This is a genomic window from Telluria sp. ZB4P34 (genome assembly GCF_059686055.1).
Genome location: NZ_JCASIF010000002.1, coordinates 490,182 through 506,339, shown reverse-complemented (window position 1 = coordinate 506,339; position 16,158 = coordinate 490,182). Strand labels below are relative to the sequence as shown.

General features: G+C 66.0%; 22 protein-coding genes. 11 read left to right on the top strand and 11 right to left on the bottom strand.

Annotation, left to right across the window (positions count from 1 at the left end):
• Positions 1-138: 138 nt before the first annotated feature.
• The 4 genes from AC56KL_RS06840 to AC56KL_RS06825 all read right to left on the bottom strand — a co-directional run bounded on the left by AC56KL_RS06840 (position 139) and on the right by AC56KL_RS06825 (position 2,392).
• Complete coding sequence (locus AC56KL_RS06840; RefSeq protein ID WP_497179395.1) at positions 139-807, bottom strand: YiaD family glycine zipper/OmpA-like lipoprotein; 669 nt, start codon at positions 805-807, stop codon at positions 139-141.
• Between the two features lie 110 nt (positions 808-917).
• On the bottom strand, positions 918-1,064 hold the full coding sequence (locus AC56KL_RS06835) for a lmo0937 family membrane protein (protein ID WP_020652694.1): 147 nt from the start codon (positions 1,062-1,064) through the stop codon (positions 918-920).
• A gap of 102 nt (positions 1,065-1,166) precedes the next feature.
• Positions 1,167-1,394, bottom strand: a complete 228-nt coding sequence (locus tag AC56KL_RS06830) for a hypothetical protein (RefSeq protein ID WP_497179394.1) — start codon at positions 1,392-1,394, stop codon at positions 1,167-1,169.
• Between the two features lie 182 nt (positions 1,395-1,576).
• The gene (locus AC56KL_RS06825) at positions 1,577-2,392 is read right to left on the bottom strand and encodes a glycine zipper 2TM domain-containing protein (RefSeq protein WP_497179393.1); all 816 of its coding nucleotides are present in this window, start codon (positions 2,390-2,392) and stop codon (positions 1,577-1,579) included.
• Positions 2,393-2,607: 215 nt separating this feature from the next.
• Between AC56KL_RS06825 and AC56KL_RS06820 the strand changes: the two genes are divergently transcribed.
• The gene (locus tag AC56KL_RS06820; RefSeq protein WP_497179392.1) at positions 2,608-3,336 is read left to right on the top strand and encodes a Crp/Fnr family transcriptional regulator; all 729 of its coding nucleotides are present in this window, start codon (positions 2,608-2,610) and stop codon (positions 3,334-3,336) included.
• 172 nt (positions 3,337-3,508) lie between these two features.
• Here the strand turns inward: AC56KL_RS06820 and AC56KL_RS06815 are convergent, their stop codons facing one another.
• From AC56KL_RS06815 to AC56KL_RS06805, 3 genes are all read right to left on the bottom strand, one after another.
• On the bottom strand, positions 3,509-3,730 hold the full coding sequence (locus AC56KL_RS06815) for a YMGG-like glycine zipper-containing protein (RefSeq protein WP_497179391.1): 222 nt from the start codon (positions 3,728-3,730) through the stop codon (positions 3,509-3,511).
• 21 nt (positions 3,731-3,751) lie between these two features.
• Positions 3,752-4,099, bottom strand: coding sequence for a BON domain-containing protein (locus tag AC56KL_RS06810; RefSeq protein ID WP_497179390.1), 348 nt, complete (start codon positions 4,097-4,099; stop codon positions 3,752-3,754).
• Between the two features lie 95 nt (positions 4,100-4,194).
• Positions 4,195-6,255, bottom strand: coding sequence for an AsmA family protein (locus tag AC56KL_RS06805; RefSeq protein WP_497179389.1), 2,061 nt, complete (start codon positions 6,253-6,255; stop codon positions 4,195-4,197).
• A gap of 246 nt (positions 6,256-6,501) precedes the next feature.
• On the opposite strand from AC56KL_RS06805, the gene AC56KL_RS06800 reads away from it, so the two are divergent.
• The 6 genes from AC56KL_RS06800 to AC56KL_RS06775 all read left to right on the top strand — a co-directional run bounded on the left by AC56KL_RS06800 (position 6,502) and on the right by AC56KL_RS06775 (position 9,701).
• Entirely contained in the window at positions 6,502-6,885 is a 384-nt protein-coding gene (locus tag AC56KL_RS06800; RefSeq protein ID WP_497179430.1) for a DUF4398 domain-containing protein, read from the top strand.
• Positions 6,886-6,961: 76 nt separating this feature from the next.
• Complete coding sequence (locus AC56KL_RS06795; protein WP_497179388.1) at positions 6,962-7,903, top strand: OmpA family protein; 942 nt, start codon at positions 6,962-6,964, stop codon at positions 7,901-7,903.
• A gap of 36 nt (positions 7,904-7,939) precedes the next feature.
• Positions 7,940-8,473 (top strand): ferritin-like domain-containing protein, encoded by a 534-nt coding sequence (locus tag AC56KL_RS06790; RefSeq protein WP_497179387.1) that lies wholly within the window; start codon positions 7,940-7,942, stop codon positions 8,471-8,473.
• Between the two features lie 55 nt (positions 8,474-8,528).
• Complete coding sequence (locus tag AC56KL_RS06785) at positions 8,529-8,885, top strand: ElaB/YgaM/YqjD family protein (RefSeq protein ID WP_497179386.1); 357 nt, start codon at positions 8,529-8,531, stop codon at positions 8,883-8,885.
• An 18-nt stretch (positions 8,886-8,903) separates the two neighbouring features.
• Complete coding sequence (locus tag AC56KL_RS06780; RefSeq protein ID WP_497179385.1) at positions 8,904-9,290, top strand: phage holin family protein; 387 nt, start codon at positions 8,904-8,906, stop codon at positions 9,288-9,290.
• 24 nt (positions 9,291-9,314) lie between these two features.
• Positions 9,315-9,701, top strand: coding sequence for a hypothetical protein (locus tag AC56KL_RS06775; RefSeq protein WP_497179384.1), 387 nt, complete (start codon positions 9,315-9,317; stop codon positions 9,699-9,701).
• Positions 9,702-10,303: 602 nt separating this feature from the next.
• Here the strand turns inward: AC56KL_RS06775 and AC56KL_RS06770 are convergent.
• A complete protein-coding gene (locus AC56KL_RS06770; RefSeq protein ID WP_497179383.1) occupies positions 10,304-10,654 on the bottom strand; it encodes a hypothetical protein in 351 nt (116 codons plus the stop codon).
• Positions 10,655-10,669: 15 nt separating this feature from the next.
• Between AC56KL_RS06770 and AC56KL_RS06765 the strand changes: the two genes are divergently transcribed.
• Positions 10,670-10,876: a hypothetical protein gene (locus AC56KL_RS06765; protein WP_497179382.1), complete on the top strand. Its 207-nt coding sequence runs from the start codon at positions 10,670-10,672 to the stop codon at positions 10,874-10,876.
• Here AC56KL_RS06765 and AC56KL_RS06760 read toward each other — a convergent pair.
• A complete protein-coding gene (locus AC56KL_RS06760; protein ID WP_497179381.1) occupies positions 10,870-11,331 on the bottom strand; it encodes an outer membrane lipoprotein in 462 nt (153 codons plus the stop codon). The genes AC56KL_RS06765 and AC56KL_RS06760 overlap by 7 nt on opposite strands.
• Before the next feature lie 215 nt (positions 11,332-11,546).
• Between AC56KL_RS06760 and AC56KL_RS06755 the strand changes: the two genes are divergently transcribed.
• From AC56KL_RS06755 to AC56KL_RS06745, 3 genes are all read left to right on the top strand, one after another.
• The gene (locus AC56KL_RS06755) at positions 11,547-12,095 is read left to right on the top strand and encodes a hypothetical protein (protein ID WP_497179380.1); all 549 of its coding nucleotides are present in this window, start codon (positions 11,547-11,549) and stop codon (positions 12,093-12,095) included.
• A 91-nt stretch (positions 12,096-12,186) separates the two neighbouring features.
• The gene (locus tag AC56KL_RS06750; RefSeq protein ID WP_497179379.1) at positions 12,187-12,501 is read left to right on the top strand and encodes a BON domain-containing protein; all 315 of its coding nucleotides are present in this window, start codon (positions 12,187-12,189) and stop codon (positions 12,499-12,501) included.
• 45 nt (positions 12,502-12,546) lie between these two features.
• Positions 12,547-13,812 (top strand): AI-2E family transporter, encoded by a 1,266-nt coding sequence (locus tag AC56KL_RS06745; protein ID WP_497179378.1) that lies wholly within the window; start codon positions 12,547-12,549, stop codon positions 13,810-13,812.
• A 122-nt stretch (positions 13,813-13,934) separates the two neighbouring features.
• Here AC56KL_RS06745 and AC56KL_RS06740 read toward each other — a convergent pair whose 3' ends face one another.
• Both AC56KL_RS06740 and AC56KL_RS06735 read right to left on the bottom strand, forming a co-directional pair.
• Positions 13,935-14,885, bottom strand: coding sequence for a YihY/virulence factor BrkB family protein (locus AC56KL_RS06740; RefSeq protein WP_497179377.1), 951 nt, complete (start codon positions 14,883-14,885; stop codon positions 13,935-13,937).
• 114 nt (positions 14,886-14,999) lie between these two features.
• A complete protein-coding gene (locus tag AC56KL_RS06735) occupies positions 15,000-16,028 on the bottom strand; it encodes an OmpA family protein (protein ID WP_497179376.1) in 1,029 nt (342 codons plus the stop codon).
• Positions 16,029-16,158: the final 130 nt, after the last annotated feature.

Sequence of the window (16,158 nt, the reverse complement as noted above, 5' to 3'; positions counted from 1 at the left end):
CCACAGCGCATCCGATGGTTGAGCGCGCGTTCGGCGTAGCAGAACACCCTACGACCCCTGCTGGGATCACCGTCCTGGCATCGCCCAAGAAAAAGGCCGGCAAAGCCGGCCCCGGACGAGCAGGATGGGCGTCCCGTATCAGCCTTGTCCACGTTCCGCGACGTAGATCTCGACGCGGCGGTTGCGTGCGCGGCTCGAGGCGTCGCTGTTCGAGGCGATCGGCTCGCGCGAGCCGCGGCCTTCGATCGTGACGCGGCCCGGGTTCACGCCGCGGTTCGCGAGGTAATCGCGGGTCCGTGCGGCGCGGTCCACCGACAGCGGCTGGTTGATCGCATCGGTGCCGGTGTTGTCAGTGTGGCCGATGATCACCACGCTGGTGCCCGGATTTTCCTGCAGCGTGCTGGCGAAGCGGTCCAGCACCGGCTGGAAATTCGACTTGATGTCGGAACGGCCGGTGTCGAACGAGACGTCGCTCGGGATGTCGAGCTTCAGGCGGTTGTCGGCGGTCTGGCTGACCTGCACGCCGGTGCCCTGGGTCGCCTGCTCCATCGCCTGCTTCTGCGCTTCCATGCGCTTCGACCAGATGTTGCCGATCACGGCGCCGGCAGCGGCGCCGATCGCCGCGCCGCCGGCCGTGCGCTTGCCGCCGCCGCCGCTGGTGCTGGCGCCGAGGATGCCGCCCAGGGCCGCGCCGATGCCGGCGCCCTGCGCGGTGCCGCGCTGGGTCTGGCTCATGTCGGCGCAGCCGGTTGCGGTAAAGGCCACGAGGGAAGCAGCAATCACGGATTTGGTCAGTTTGGTGTACATGGTGGGATCTCCTTTTTTAAAAACAAAAATCCGCTTCGCGGTCATGCCCGCGCAGCAATACTGCAGGCATGGCCGACAAGCGGATTGGTCTTACAGCAACATTGTAACAACTATATGCCCCGTCCGCTGATCAGGCGCACCAGGATCATGATCACGGCAACGACCAGCAGGATATGGATGAAGCCACCGATGGTGTACGAAGTCACCAGTCCCAGCAGCCACAGGACGATCAGGATGACGGCAATTGTATATAGCATGATGAAGCTCCTTCACTGGAATCACGCGCTTCGGCGTCTTGATTCCAGTGTGCCGCCCTCCACTGCTGGCCTCTGTACGATGGCGTACTTACCGGCAAAAAATCAGGCGTGGCTCTTGTAGTTACGCATCCCCGGGATCCAGCCCATGAAGCCGAGCAGGCCGGTCACGCCGATCAGACAGGTGACGAGTCCGCCCGCGACGAGGAACAACACGTCCTGCGGCTGCAGGCCGCTTGCCGTCGTTGCGCCCGGCGGGTGCGCCGACAGCAGTCCGAAAGCTGCCACGATCACTCCCCAGATGATAATGCCGATCCATGCCATGCTGTTCATGATGCCTTCCCCTTCGAAGTGGTTGTCGACCGCACCGCACGCAGTGCTAGCGTGGGGCCATTGTCGGGTTAGCTCATCCATTGGTCCGTGCGCTGCCGCACATTGCATTTAAGAAAATTATCCGGACGAAATAAAAGCCGGGTTCCTTGCGGAAACCCGGCTTGTATTTCTTCAAGAAACGATCAAGCGACCGAGCGCAGGCGGCCCTTCACGATGCGCACGCGATCGCCGCTGCGCCAGGCCGGCGGGCTGTTCTGACGGAAAGTGCGCAGGGTGCCGTCGTCGAGGCGCACCCGGATTTCGTAGCTGGTGGTGGCCTTCATGTTGCCTTCGACCTGGTTGCCGACCACGGCGCCGCCGATGGCGCCGGCCGCGGTGGCGATGGTGCGGCCGGTACCGCCGCCGATCTGGTTGCCGAGCAGGCCGCCGATCACGGCGCCGCCCGCCGCGCCCAGTCCGCTTCCTTCCGCGCGGTGCTTGATGGTGCGCACCGATTCGACATTGCCGCAGTTCGAGCACCAGTTACGGCCGGTATCGGCAGCCGCGACCTGGACCGGTTTCCTGGCCGGACGGCTGACCGGTTCCTCGACCTCGCGCACGGCGGCGCTTGCGGCGGCTGCAGGCGCCGGCACGTAGTTGGACGCGGGCGCATGGGCCGGGGCCGGCGCGGCGGGCAGGGGCTGGACCGGCTGCACGGGATACGCGGCAAGCGGCGCAGCCCCGTCCGGCGCCTGGACGTAGCCCGGCGCCAACTGCTGGCCGGGCGCGACGCCGACGACGCCCGCGGCCGGCTGGGCTGGGCCCGGCGGCAGGGTCGAGGCCAGCGCCAGGCGCTCCGCTTCGCTCAGCTGGCGCTCCTTGTTCCCGCCGACCGAGTTCGGGATCCAGCCCAGGATCGCCGCCGTGCCCACGAGGCAGAACAACAGGACCGCCAGTGCGGCCAGGATCATCAAGGGATGCAGGCGTCCGCGTGCATTGGATGCGGGTGAGGTGTTCATGGTGCTTCCTTTCGGGATGTCTTGTCGAGCTCGGCCGGGTTCCATGTGGAGCGCGGCGAGCAGCCTGTTCATTGACGGATTGTCCTCAGGAACTACAAGCGCTTCCGTGCGTCACCGTACATACCCGCCCGGAGGGGCGCGGTTACGCTGGCCTAAATTGTTTGCAAATGTATCCGACAGACGGTTGCGCCATGCAGTCCCCCAGTGAGAATCCCATGAACTTTGCCGCACTGCCGCCGCTTGCCGAACACAATAGCAACCTGCTGCTGGCCGCCTTGCCGCCGCAGGAGCTGGCGCACATCCTGCCGCTGCTCGACCCCGTCACCGTCCAGGTCGGCGAGGTGCTGTGCGAGGCCGGCGACCCGCTGCGCACCATCTACTTTCCGCACGACTGCCTGATTTCCCTGATGGGCGTGGCCGAAGGCCGCATGACCCTCGAGGTCGGGCTGGTGGGGCGCGAGGGCATGATCGGCGCCACGGTAGCGCTGGGACACGACACGGCCCAGGTTCGCGCCATCGTGCAACGCGCCGGCAGCGCCAGCCGCATGGACGGCGAACGCTTCCGCACCGAGGTGGCGCGCAACCCTTCGCTGCAGCGCGTGCTGTACCGCTACACCGACACGCTGCTGGCGCAGGCGATCCAGATCGCCGTGTGCAGCCGCTTCCACGTACTGGAAGCGCGCCTGGCCCGCTCGCTGCTGGTCACGCGCGACCGCCTGCAGTCGGACAAATTCCACCTCACCCACGAATTCCTGGCCCATGCGCTCGGCGTGCGCCGGGTCGGCGTCACCAAGGCCGCCAGCGCCCTGCAGCAGCAGGGGCTGATCATCTACAGCCGCGGAAACATCGAGATCCTCGACCCGGAAGGGCTGGCGGCGGCTTCCTGCACCTGCTACGAGATCGTCAGGGAGGCAGGGACCCAGCCTGTCCGCGAAGTCATGTAGCAAGATCATGTAGCAAGATCAGGTAGCGAGAAGCACGCGCCGTCGTTCCTGCATGCGGTCGCCCATGGGCGGGCGACGAGCCCGGCAGTTCAGGGTCCACACGTCATGGCGACGGCGCCCACAAAAAAGCCTGGCGTCGCCAGGCTTCCTTGTGTCGCTGCAAAAAAACTGCTTAGTTGGTCTTGCCGACCTGGTTGCCGACGACGCCGCCGACGGCTGCGCCGCCGACGGTGCCGACTGGGCTGCCACCCGTCAGGGCGCCACCGATCACGGCGCCGGCGCCGGCGCCGATGGCGGTTGCCTTGTCCTGCTGCGACATGCCGGCGCAGCCGGTCAGGCCGAGGGCAGCGGTAGCCAGGCTTGCGGTCACGACCAGTTGTTTGATGGTTTTCATGTTGATCTCCTTTATGGTGGGTTATTTCAGGCGCAGGTCATTCCTGACCGATTTGACGCCCTTGACGGTCCTGGCAACGGATGCCGCGGCCGCCACACTGTCTGCCGAGCCGACAAATCCGCTCAGCTGCACAATTCCTCTTTCGGTCTCGACGTCGATCTCGGACACGTCCAGCACCGGATCGCGCACGAGGGCCGCCTTGACGCCGGCGGTGATGGTGGCGTCGTCGACGACCTGCGCCACCGGTCCTCCACCACCCGACATCGCACATCCTGCGACCTGGCCCAGGGCCAGCAGCGCCACCAGGGCAGTAGTGATGCAGAATTGCTTCCCGAGTTGCTTCCTAAGCTGCTTCCTCAGTTGCATCATCCTGCGGCGCTGTTCGTCGAGTCCATGTGCACAGAATAGGGTTCCCGCTTGAACTGATCTGTTCGACAACTCACAGTGCCGCGAAGATTTCTTTTTCAAGGCCTTGCGCGCTTGCCCGGCGGCGGGGCCGCCGGCTTCTCGCGTGTGTCGGCCAGCAGCGCGGCGCAATTGCTGTCCTTGCCGGGACCGGTATTGATCAAGGGGATCAGCGCCGCGAGCGGCGAGACTGCCGCCAGCGCGATGGCGCTGCCGGCCTTCATGGCCAGCACACCCTTGTCCACCGAGACGTCCGGCTTGCTGAACGGCCCGCGCACATAGAAGGGCGAACGCAGCGAGAACAGGCGCAGCCCCTTGGTCTTCGGGTCGATGCGCAGGTCGACCTGTTCGTTGGCCAGGTTGACGGTGCCGGCGATGTTGATGAGGGCTTCGCGTGTGTCGACCACGAAATAGCGGGTCTGCGCAATGCCGTTGGTGACGGCGAAGTCGCTGGCCAGGCAGTTGAGCTGCACCTGCTTGTCGCCGAACAGCTTGGTGATCACGACGTTGGCCACGTTCAGGCCCATCATTTCCAGCAGCATCTTGCTGACCTGGCCCTGGCTGATCAGGGTCTTCAGTTCGCCGTTCGAGCCTGCCAGCAGGCTGGCCACGGAATTGCCCTGGGCAGTCAGGTTGGCGTCGGCGCCGATGCTGCCGACCGTGGCCTGCAGCTGCTCGATCTTCGGGAACAGCTTCTTGATCTCGATGTTGCGCGCGGTCGTCTTGACCTGGGCCTTGATTGCCTTCGCTCCCTGGCGCCCGCGCCCGTCGAGGCGGATGTTGGAACGCACCGTGCCGCCCGCCATCGCGAACTCGAGCGGTTCCAGCGTGAGCACCGCGTTGTTCATCTTGAGGTGGGTCGACAGCTTGCTGATCGGGAAGGCCGTGTCGCGCACGATGCGGTCGGCGGAGTAGCGCACGTCGGCGTCCAGCCTGTTCCAGCGTTCGGTCTTGAATTCCTCGACCGGCAGCACCTTGCCGCTCGGCTGCACCACGCCGGCGTTGCGCTTCTTCTTGGCCTCCGCCGAGTCGGCGCCAATCAGCGGCGCCAGGTCGGCGAACACCAGTTGGCGCGAGCGGACGCTGCCCGACAGCTTGGGCCGCGGCTCGCCGCTGACGAATTCCAGCCGCCCGCCGATGTCGGACGAGCCTACCTTGCCCTTGAAGCCGTCGTACACCCAGCGGCTCTTGTCCTCGCCGAGGGTGCCGGTGAGGCGCCCCGAGGTCGAGTATGGGCCCGTGGTCGGCAGCAGGATGCCGGTGAAGTTGAAGAGTTCGCCCATGCTGTTGCCGGCCAGCTCGAGCTTCAGGTCGAGCGCCGCCACCTTGGAGGGCCGGGTCACCGTGCCCTCGACCGCGATGCGCGATCCGCCCGAGCGCAGGTCGGCCTGCACGGGATAGGGCGTGCTGTGCTGCTTGAGCGACAGCACCGCGCCCAGCTTGCCGCCGCCCTCGACCGGCGAGCCGTTGTAGCTGCCGTCGAGCGTGAAGCCGACCCCGTATTTCGGGTCTTTGCCGAGCGTGCGCACGCGGGCCGTGACATCGGCCTTCGTGACCGCATCCTTGATGTGGACCACGCCGTCGGTCAGCACGACCCGCTCGAGGTCGAGGTTCCAGCGCGACTTTTCCTGGTTGCGCTTGAACGTCCAGTTGTTGCGCTTGTCGTCCAGGCGCAGCAGGTCCACGCGCGGGCTGTCGAAGCGCAGCAGCGGGATGCCGATGGTGCGCTGAAGCAGGCCGAACGGGTTCAGCGAGAACGAAAACTGGCGCACGCTCGCCATGTCGCGCGCCGGCAGGCTGGCGGGGTTGCCGACGTGGACGTCGTTGGCGATCAGGTGTGGCCAGGGAATGTGGTCGCGCCAGCTGCGTTCTGCCGGCGCCATGTTCCTGGCCGGGCGCTCCCACTCGACGTCGAGGTCGCCGCGGATGGCGAAGGGACGGTCGATGGCGTCGCTCACCTTGGCGTTGATCCAGGGGCGGGCGCGGTTCCAGTCGAAGGTGAGGATGAGCACGATCGCGATCACCGGCAGCGCGACCAGGATGCCCAGGATGCTCAGAATGATTGTCTTGCGGCGCGACGGATGGCGGCCCTGCGCCGCCGGCGTGGTGGTCTCGGCCATGGCGGACTTTCGTAGATAGCGTTGGGATGCGGTGTGGTCCAGCTTAGCGCAAAGCCTTCCCCCGCCTTTGTGCGCTGCCTAACGCTCTGCCGTTGAGCGGATCGTTGTTGGACGGGCAATGTGCGGCAGCGAACCGAAGGCCAGCCGTAACAGGTTTATAACGTTACTAAGGACATTTCCTCATCAACAGGAGAACGAGCGATGGAACAACAAGACCCGATGAGCCGTCTGCTGAAACCGCTTGGCATGGCCGCCCTTGCCGGCGTCATGGTGCTGACCGGCTGCACCAGCCCGCAGAAAGCCCCAGCCACCGCCGATGTCGCGGTGTCGCGTAATGCCGTCGAGAACGCCGTGTCGGCAGGCGCCGCCGAACTGGCGCCGGTGGAGATCACGGCCGCCCGCGACAAGATGGTTCGCGCCAACCAGGCGCTTGCCGCCCGGGACTACAAGCTGGCGCGCGAACTGGCGATCCAGGCCCAGGCCGACGCCAAGCTGGCACAGAGCAAGGCCAACTCGGCCAAGTCGACTGCCGCTGCCGCCGCCCTCGATGCCGACCTGCGCGTGCTGCGCGAGGAAGTCGAGCGCGCCAACAGCGCACCCCCGGCGGCCACCCCGGCCACGACGCAGTAACAGGCAGCCTGCAACAAGAAGAAGTTCCCTTCATTGACCGCCGCAGCTTGCGGCGCCCAGGAAAAAAGGACAAGACATGAAAACCCGTTCCACGATGTCGCTGCTGGCTGCCGCCGTGCTGGCCACGGCCTGCGCCACTGCCCCGATGAGCACGCCGACGCTGGACCAGGCGCGCGCCGATTTCGTCAGCGCCAACAACAACCCGCAAGTGTCGCAGTACGCGCCGCTCGAATTCAAGCAGGCCAGCGAGGCGCTCAACCAGGCCAATGCCGCAGCCGCGCGCCGCGAAGCCCTGTCCGACGTCGACCGCCTGGCCTACGTGGCCAAGCAGCGCATTGCTACGGCCGTCGAAGTGGCAAAGGGGAAGGCGGCGGAAGCCGACATTGCGAATGCGGGACGCGAGCGCGACCAGGTGCGGCTTGAAGCACGCACTGCCGAGGCCGAGCGCGCCAGGCGCGAGGCCGAGGCCGCCCAGGCCCAGGCTGCCCAGTCGCAGGCCCAGGCCCAGGCCGCCCAGCAGCAGGCCCAGGCCGCCCAGCAGCAGGCGGCTGCGGCCCAGCAACAGAATGCCGCGCTGGTCCAGCGCGCCGCCGTGCTGGAAGCGCTGCTGGTCGAGTTGCAAGCTGTCAAGACCGAACGCGGCTATGTGGTGACGATCGGCGACGTGCTGTTCGCTACCAACCAGGCCACCCTGACACCGAACGGCATGTCGACCTTGCGCAAACTCGCGGACGTGATGGCGCAGAACCCGAACCGTACCGTGCTGGTCGAAGGGTTTACGGATAGTACCGGCAGCTCGTCGTACAACCAGGAATTGTCGCAGCGCCGCGCCGAAGCCGTCGCCTCGGCGCTGGGCGGCATGGGCGTGCCGCGCGACCGCATTGCCATGAAAGCCTATGGCGAGGCATTCCCGGTCGCCGCGAACGATACGCCCTCGAACCGCCAGCTCAACCGCCGCGTCGAGATCGTGCTATCCAACGAGAACGCGCAGATTCCGCCGCGGACGGCGGGGCGCTGAGCCGGCACAGGCAGGACCGACACACGAGGGCCCGACATGGAAGACACGAAACACCTGGCGCATGGCTTCGACGTCGCGGCGATCCGCCGCGCGGCGGCCAACCTCGACGACGGCGCCGTCACCGAGGGCTACCAGGCCGACCGCGAAGCGGTCATCGCCATGCTCAACGATGCGCTTGCCACCGAGCTGCTGTGCGTGCTGCGCTACAAGCGCCACTACTACACGGTGAGCGGGCCGAACACCGGCCACGTCAAGGCCGAGTTCCTCGAGCATGCCCAGCAGGAACAGGACCATGCCGACCGCATCGCCGAGCGCATCGTGCAGCTCAACGGATCGCCGAACTTCAACCCGGCCACGCTGACGGCGCGCAGCCATGCCGAATACGACGATTCCGACGACGTTCAGGCGATGATCCGTGCCGACCTGATCGCCGAGCGCGTCGCCATCGAGTCCTACCGCCAGATGATCCTCGCGATCGGCGACAAGGACCCGACCACGCGCGCGCTGCTCGTCGACATCATGGCCGTCGAAGAGGAGCACGCCGACGACATGCGCGACCTGCTGGCCTGAATCTGGGTACCAGAACCAGTCAGCATCCACAACCACAACACAACCGGAGTAGACCATGCTAGACACCACCCGCAGCAACTTCACATCCCAGGCCCACGGCTACGAGTTCGACAGCAAGGCATCCGACGCGTCGTCGGACGTCAGGGCGCTGGTGCGCGATGCCCAGTCGATGCTGACCGCCGCCGCCGCGCTCACCGGCGACAAGGCCGAGGAGCTGCGCAGCCGCGGCATGGAGATGCTCGACCGTGCACTCGGCCGCGCCAGCCACTACCAGGGCCAGGCCATGGAACGGGGCAGGGAACTGGCCCACGAGGCCGATGTCTACGTCAAGGACAATCCCTACCGTACCCTGGCGCTCGCCGCCGGCGTGGGCGTGCTGCTCGGCGTGCTCCTGAGCCGTCAGCAGCAATGAGCGGCGCCGGGGACTGCCATGAATAAAGACGATACTGTCGTGCATAACCCCGGCCTCATGGGCGGGATTTCCAGCCTCATGAAGAGCCTGTTCGGGCTGGTCGTGTCGCGTGTCGAACTGGCCGCGCTCGAGCTATCCGAAGTGCGCAACCACCTGATCGAGCTGGTGGCCCTGTTCGGCGCCGCCATCCTGGCCATCTGGTTCGCCATCGCCTATGGGACCGCGACGATCGTCGCCCTGGCCTGGGACGAAATGGGCTGGAAGATCCTGCTGATCATGTTCGTCGTCTTCCTGGTGATCACGGGCGTCCTGGTCGCGAAGGGCCTGGCGCTGCTGAAGCAGGGCAAGCTCTCCTTCCCGGCAACCATGAAGGAACTGAAGAACGACCGCGACATGCTGCTCTAAGCGGCGACACGAAGGAGGGGAAACATGCACAATCATGACGGCACGACCGGCTTGGCCGGTCACAAGCACAGCACCGATCCGGTGATCCGCAAACAGGAACTGCTGCGTGAAGGCGAATTCTTCCGCAGCGGCGTGGCGCACGCCAGGGCGCAGATCCGCCATGGGGCGCGCCCCGAGGTGATGCTGCACGGCGTGATCGACCAGGCCACCTGGGCACTGCGCGCACGCGCCGATGCCTTGCTGAAACCGACTGGCACCAGTGTCTCGGTGCTGATGCCTTACGGCCTGGCGCTGTTCAATTTCATCCGCCAGCGCAAGCTGGGTAAGCCGGTTGGCGCCGCCGCCATCCTGCTGGGTGTTGCGGGCTGGTATATGAACAAGCGCCGCGTGCAGCAGCAAGGGCTGGGCTGACACGGCAAGCAAGTAGAACCGAAAACCGAATATGGTGGGGCTTGAGCGGCGTTGCAATCATTGATTGCACGCCGTTTTTTTTGGCCTTGGAACCTATCCCACGGAGGTGGAGGAAGTTGATGACGACATGCGCGTAGGGATGCATGACAAGCGCAGGTAACGCAGCACCCGCTTGTCAGGCGCGTCGGCAACGACTCATTCCCTACTGGGATAGGTTCTTGGTGCCGAGTACCGACGCTTCCTGGCTTGCTGTGCCATCGTACCGTGCAGCTTGCAGCGTGCAGCGTGCGCTTGGCCGCACGACCGCCGCACGACCGCCGCATGACAGCCGCATGTACCGCCGATGGAAGGGCGTTTTACCGGGCATCCGGATCAAACAGGCGCAGGGCGGCATGCGATCGCAGTTTCGCGATCAAGACAGGGCGAGCGGCGAGGTAGGGAGGGCCGGGATCGCTGTCGTGCCGCCGGGGCACGCAGGGGGGCACATGGACCATACCGCGCGCGCCGCGCGTGGCTCCAGTGCAGTGCGGCCTATGTGTTCCTGCTCGCGCCGCGATGGACCCGCGACGGCGTGTCCAGGGCGAGCTTGACGCAGGAGGCGCTCAAGGTGTTTGTCCTTGCCCGTTCACTTGCGCCCTGGCCTGCGCCAGATCGCGCTGGTAGGTCGCGCGCGCCTCCGCCAGGCAGGCATTGCGCTCGGCTGCCGGGACCTTCTTGCAGGCGTTCTTCGCTTCCTGCAGTGCCGCGCCGATCTCCTTTTGCAGGGTGCGCAGCCGGGCCTGGCGGGTGCCGTCTTCGCGGTACCAGCGTGCCGGGTCGCCCTGGGCGATTTCGCGCGCCTGCTGTTTGGCAGCAAGGGGATCGACGACTCCGTCGCCGTTCGTCTGGGCATGGGCAAACAGGGGCGTGCAAAGGAGGCAGGCCCCGCTCAATATGGTGGACAGCTGTCGCATGATGAACTCCAGCGAATGGATGGCAGTGCCGCGGCCAGGCTGCCGCAGCGGAGGTCGGCGCAGGTGGCGTCGCCGCGCATGGCGGCCGGCCCGCAAGGCGCAGCTTGCGCATGCCGCGCCGGCGTGCCGCCGAGCTGGCATGGCTGCGCCCAGGCGGTCCCGCGCCCCGCGGGACTGGAAGCCGCACGCGCGGCTCCCGCCCGTCCCGGCATGGATCAATAGCGGTAGACGCGGCCGTCCACGATGCGCACGCGGTTGCCCACGCGCAGGTCGTAGACGCTGTCCTGGCTCACGGCGCGATATTCGCCGTTATCCATTCGCACATTGATCTGGTACATCTCCTCGCCGCCGGCATTGCGGTTGCGTTCGACGTTGTTGCCGATCGCCGCACCCGCCACGCCACCGGCGACGGTGGCCGCGGTACGGCCGCTGCCGCTGCCGACCTGGTTGCCGGCCAGGGCTCCGACCACGCCGCCGAGGATGGCGCCGGCGCCGCTGGTGCGGTTGCCGCCTTGTACCACCTGGATCGACTCGATCGTGCCGTAGCCCATCGACACATTGTTGTTGTAGCCGCTGTTGTAGCCGTTGTTGTACGGCTGCGAGCTGGTGCTCGCGCAGCCAGTGAGGAGGGCGGTGGACGCCAGCACAGCAACAGCAAGGGTACGGGTTGCTTTCATGTTGTTCTCCTGACAAAAGTATGGGTCCAGCTTAGTCACTGCCGCGTAGAGGGTCTGTGCGTTGCCTAACCGTCCTTGCCCAGTGTATTGATCGGTGTTTTGCGCCAGATGAAGCGCAACTGTCGTGCAAACGATGCTGTGTTCGGCACCGAACAGAAAGCGCGGCAGGGGACGTGTAAAACGTCATTAGCGTGTTGACAAATGGAGAACAAAAAATGAAAACATCCCATGCTTTCCTGCTCATCGGCGCCGCGCTCGCCTGGGCAGGTTCGGCACGTGCCCAGGCCGTGCCGGACCCCAAGACCGTCTTCGAACAAGCGAAGGCTGCGGCCGAGGCAAATTACAAGGCTGCGCGGGTGCGCTGCGACCAGATCGCCGGCAACCCGCACGACCTGTGCATGGCGGAAGCGCGCACGGCGCGGGTGCGCATCGAGCAGGAAGCCGAGGCCGCCTACAAGAACACGCTGTCGGCCTACACCGACGCGCGCATGCGCATCGCGTCGGCCAACTACGACCGCGACAAGGTGCGCTGCGCTGCGGTGACGGGCAACGACCGCGATGTCTGTCTGGTGCAGGCCAAGGCCACCCTGGTCGCGGCACAGGCCGACGCCAAGGCCGACCGCAAGAGCATCGAAGCGCGCCAGGACGCGCGCGAGGACAAGCTCGCCGCCGAATACCGCGTCGCGCTCGAGAAGTGCGACGCCTATGCCGGCGCCGTCAAGGACCAGTGCGTCAACACTGCCAAGACGGCGTTCGGAAAATGATTGCGGGCCGGCGTGCCGGTACCGCCCACACCGCCCGCATTGGGCTTGCCCTAGTAGTTTGACCATCCGCAGTTTTTAACAAGGAGCTATCATGAAAATCGCACAACGCCTCGTCACCGCCGCCTTCACCGCCGCCGTCGCCCTTACTGCAGTGGGTTGCTCGTCGAACCCGACCGCGAAGACCGCTGGCGAGTACGTCGACGACGCCGTCATCACCTCCAAGGTGAAGGCTGCCTTCGCCGCCGACCCGACCGTCAAGGCGACCGAAGTCAACGTCGAAACCTACAAGGGCGACGTGCAACTGTCGGGCTTCGTGGCCGAAGCCGGCGACGCCCAGCGCGCCGTGGAAATCGCACGCGGTGTGAAAGGTGTAAGCTCGGTGAAGAACGACATCCGCGTCAAGTAATCCCTCGCGCCGGGGCAGCCCGGCTCCCTTGTCAAGGCACGACCCATGCAGCTCGCACCACCCGAACCGGCACAACCTGCTGCTCAAGCTGCAAGCGCGCCCGACAATACTGCCCCGGCGGCGCCGGCCCAGAAGGGTTCCGGCGACGAGCCCGGCCCTGCAGGCGACGAGCTCACGATGCACGTGGGCGGCCTGCGGCTGCCGACCAACGTCAACGCACGCGGCCTCTCGCTCGGCATCCTCGCCACGATCGCCAGCCTGTTCGCGCTGCAGTGGGCGCAGAAGTTTTTCGTGCCGCTCCTACTCGGCATCTTCATCGCCTATACCCTGAACCCGGTCGTACGCTGGCTCGAACGCTGGCGCATCAGGCGCGTGGTCGGGGCCACCCTCGTCACCGTGCTGATCCTGGGCGCCATGGGCGGCACCCTGTACCGGTTGCAGGGGGAATTTTTCAACATCATCGACGCGCTGCCGACGCTCACCACCAAGGTCACCCGTATCCTGACCAGCAGCAGCGGGGAACGCTCGACCATCCAGCAGGTGCAGGCCGCGGCCGCCGAGATCGAGCGGGCCGCTTCCAACGCCACCGGTGGCGACCAGCGCCGCGCGATCCAGAAGCGCACCCAGAGCGTGCCGCCCGTGCCCGCCGCCGGCGGCAGCAGCATCCGCGTGATGGACTGGGTGCTGGCCGGCTCGGTGAGCCTGGCGACCTTCCTGTCGCAGGCCACCATGGTGGTATTCCTGGTCTTTTTCCTGCTGCTGGCGGGCGACACCTTCAAGCGCAAGCTGGTCAAGCTCACCGGCCCTTCTCTGACGCGCAAGAAGGTGACCGTGCACATCCTGGACGACATGAACAATGCGATCCAGAACTATATGTTCATGCTGCTGGTGACCAACGTGCTGCTGGCGCTGCTGACCTGGGCGGCGCTGCGGGCGATCGGCCTCGAGAACGCCGGTGCCTGGGCCGCCTTTGCCGGCGTGGCCCATATCATCCCGTATTTCGGACCGCTCCTGATCACGATCGCGACCGGGGCCGTGGCCTTCTTCCAGTTCGAGTCGCTGCGCATGGTGATCCTCGTGGCCGGCGCCTCACTCGGCATCGCGACCCTGGTCGGCATGGTCGTGACCACCTGGATGACCGGCAAGATCGCCAAGATGAACCCGGCGGCCGTGTTCGTCAGCCTGCTGTTCTGGGGCTGGCTGTGGGGCATGTGGGGACTGCTGCTCGGCGTGCCGGTGGTGGTGGTCCTGAAGGTGGTGGCCGAGCGGGTCGAAGGGATGGAAGTACTGGCCGAGCTGCTGGGCGAGTAAGGCGGGCCGTATCCCTCCCTGCGCTCGGGAAGTGCAGGCGAAGTGCAGGTGAGGTGCAGGTGTTCAGGCAGCGCAGCGGTGGATGAAGCTTCCGACCGCCACGCGCCTGAACGCTCCGCCGATCAACCGGCGCTGCCGTTTTTCCAGGTGACGCTCGGCTCCAGCGCCGCGTCCTTTTTCTTGTCTCCCGTCTCGTGCGCCGGCTTGTGCTTCAGGCTGCCCAGCTTCAAGGCATACTGGCGGGCGAACTCGGCGCCGAGGAAGAAGATCTGGGCCGAGTAGTACACCCACAGCAGCAGGGCAATGAGCGAACCGGCCGCGCCGAAGCTGTCGGTGGTGCCGCTGTTGCCGATGTACAGGCCGATGCCGAATTTACCGAGGGTGAACATTGCCGCAGTGCCGAGCGCGCCGATGGTGACGTCGTGCCAGGACAAGTGCACGCGCGGCAGCAGCTTGTAGATCACGCCGAACAGGGTGGCGATCACGAGGAAGCTCACCGCCCAGGCGACCCAGCCCATGATCACGGCCGCTTCCTTCCACATGCCGCCGATGTACTCTTCGACAACGGCCAGTGCGGCGCTGACGACCAGCGAGACCATCAGTAGGAAGCCCAGCACCAGGATCAGACCGAAGGAGAGCAGGCGGGTGCGCACGAGGTTCCAGAAGCCGGCGTTCTGCGGTGGCGGTACACCCCAGATCTCGTCGAGGCTGTCCTTCAGTTCGGCAAAGACCGTGGTGGCCCCGACCAGCAGCAGGAAGGTCGCAACGAGCGTCGCCCAGAAGCCGCTCTCCTTGTTCTGGGCTCCCGCCAGGATCGCCTGGATCGTTTCGGCGCCCTGTGGGCCCACCAGGCCGCGCAGCTGGTTCATCAGCTGGCCCTGGGCCGCTTCGGCGCCGTAGAAGAAGCCGGCGACGGCGATCACCAGCACCAGCACCGGCGCCAGCGAGAACAGGGTGTAGAAGGCCAGTGCGGCGCCCTTGCTGGAAGCGCGATGCTCGAGCCATTCCAATACGGCGCAACGCAGCACGCGCACCAGCTCGCGTGAATACGGTAGCCACTTTTTGACATCCATGCCGGAACCTCCAATTGGAAAGGGGGCCATGGCCCCCTTCGGTTACAAGATGGCGTTCATGCCGCGCCGCCCGGCCGCAGGGACGACAGGAGGCCGGGCACGGGCTGCTTATGCTTACTGAACGCGCTTCTCGATGGTGATCTGCTCGATTTCGACGCGGCGGTTCGGTTCGAGGCAGTCGATGAGGGTCTTGCGGTTGCGCTCGTTGCACTGGACCAGCGGGTTGGCCTCGCCCTTGCCGTAGGCCTTCAGGCGGTTGCCGTCGACGCCCTTGCTGACCAGGTAGTCGCGCACGGCGTTGGCGCGGCGCTCCGACAGCTTCAGGTTGTACTGTTCCGAGCCCAGGCGGTCGGTGTAGCCGGTGATGTCGACGTCGGTGATGCTCGGGTCGGCCTGCAGGGCTGCGGCGATTTCGTCCAGCTTCGGCGACGGCATGATGATGTCGGCCTTGTCGAACTCGAACAGCTTGGTGGCTTCCAGGGTGACCTTCTCGAAGCGGGCCGGTGCCGGCGGCGGAGCGACCGGCGCCGGTGCCGGAGCTGGAGCTTCCATGACAGGAACCGGGGCCGGTGCCGGCGCCGGCGGCGCCGGCGGTGGGTTGAACGCGTAGTTCAGGCCGATAGTCAGGTACTTGTTGTTGGCGCGGCGGAAGCCGAATTGCTCGTGGTCGCGCAGGAAGCCGCGCACGGCGCGCAGGTCGGCCTGCAGCGACCACTGCGGGGTCAGTGAAGCCTGGAAGCCGATGCCGCCGGTGAGGAAAGGCGAATTCTTGCCGACGTTACGCAGCGGGTTCTGTACCTTGTCGCGTTCGAGGCCCAGGCCGAGCAGCACGAACGGGCGGAAGCGGTCGCGCGAGAACATCAGCAGGGCGTCGGCGCCCAGCAGGGTCTGGCGGTAGCGCGCAGGACCGTCTTCGAAACGGACCTGGCTGCCACCAAACTGGATGTCCCACATGGGCGCCACGGCCTTGCCGAACTTCAGGCCGCCGCCCCAGTCACGGTCGTCGACGCCAAAGCGCGAATCCGGCTTGGCGACGATGACGTTCGGCTGAATGTACCACGATGGATTGATTTCCTGGGCCATGGTGGCGCCGGCCGAGCACATGATGGCCGCGGCCAGGGCGAGCTTCTTCGTATTATTCACAGGTAACTCCCATAAGGTGAAGGGTTGGTGACATCGCATGCCTTGACACAGATGTTGGATAAAGACTAACAGTGCAAGTTCCGCAATCTCGGTGCGCTAGCGCACCAGAGGGACGAAGCTGTGCAATTTT

Coding starts and splice junctions, on each gene's coding strand:
- AC56KL_RS06840 (WP_497179395.1), bottom strand. CDS start 807: ATGTACACCAAACTGACCAAATCCGTGATTGCTGCTTCCCTCGTGGCC.
- AC56KL_RS06835 (WP_020652694.1), bottom strand. CDS start 1,064: ATGCTATATACAATTGCCGTCATCCTGATCGTCCTGTGGCTGCTGGGA.
- AC56KL_RS06830 (WP_497179394.1), bottom strand. CDS start 1,394: ATGAACAGCATGGCATGGATCGGCATTATCATCTGGGGAGTGATCGTG.
- AC56KL_RS06825 (WP_497179393.1), bottom strand. CDS start 2,392: ATGAACACCTCACCCGCATCCAATGCACGCGGACGCCTGCATCCCTTG.
- AC56KL_RS06820 (WP_497179392.1), top strand. CDS start 2,608: ATGAACTTTGCCGCACTGCCGCCGCTTGCCGAACACAATAGCAACCTG.
- AC56KL_RS06815 (WP_497179391.1), bottom strand. CDS start 3,730: ATGAAAACCATCAAACAACTGGTCGTGACCGCAAGCCTGGCTACCGCT.
- AC56KL_RS06810 (WP_497179390.1), bottom strand. CDS start 4,099: ATGATGCAACTGAGGAAGCAGCTTAGGAAGCAACTCGGGAAGCAATTC.
- AC56KL_RS06805 (WP_497179389.1), bottom strand. CDS start 6,255: ATGGCCGAGACCACCACGCCGGCGGCGCAGGGCCGCCATCCGTCGCGC.
- AC56KL_RS06800 (WP_497179430.1), top strand. CDS start 6,502: ATGGCCGCCCTTGCCGGCGTCATGGTGCTGACCGGCTGCACCAGCCCG.
- AC56KL_RS06795 (WP_497179388.1), top strand. CDS start 6,962: ATGAAAACCCGTTCCACGATGTCGCTGCTGGCTGCCGCCGTGCTGGCC.
- AC56KL_RS06790 (WP_497179387.1), top strand. CDS start 7,940: ATGGAAGACACGAAACACCTGGCGCATGGCTTCGACGTCGCGGCGATC.
- AC56KL_RS06785 (WP_497179386.1), top strand. CDS start 8,529: ATGCTAGACACCACCCGCAGCAACTTCACATCCCAGGCCCACGGCTAC.
- AC56KL_RS06780 (WP_497179385.1), top strand. CDS start 8,904: ATGAATAAAGACGATACTGTCGTGCATAACCCCGGCCTCATGGGCGGG.
- AC56KL_RS06775 (WP_497179384.1), top strand. CDS start 9,315: ATGCACAATCATGACGGCACGACCGGCTTGGCCGGTCACAAGCACAGC.
- AC56KL_RS06770 (WP_497179383.1), bottom strand. CDS start 10,654: ATGCGACAGCTGTCCACCATATTGAGCGGGGCCTGCCTCCTTTGCACG.
- AC56KL_RS06765 (WP_497179382.1), top strand. CDS start 10,670: ATGGATGGCAGTGCCGCGGCCAGGCTGCCGCAGCGGAGGTCGGCGCAG.
- AC56KL_RS06760 (WP_497179381.1), bottom strand. CDS start 11,331: ATGAAAGCAACCCGTACCCTTGCTGTTGCTGTGCTGGCGTCCACCGCC.
- AC56KL_RS06755 (WP_497179380.1), top strand. CDS start 11,547: ATGAAAACATCCCATGCTTTCCTGCTCATCGGCGCCGCGCTCGCCTGG.
- AC56KL_RS06750 (WP_497179379.1), top strand. CDS start 12,187: ATGAAAATCGCACAACGCCTCGTCACCGCCGCCTTCACCGCCGCCGTC.
- AC56KL_RS06745 (WP_497179378.1), top strand. CDS start 12,547: ATGCAGCTCGCACCACCCGAACCGGCACAACCTGCTGCTCAAGCTGCA.
- AC56KL_RS06740 (WP_497179377.1), bottom strand. CDS start 14,885: ATGGATGTCAAAAAGTGGCTACCGTATTCACGCGAGCTGGTGCGCGTG.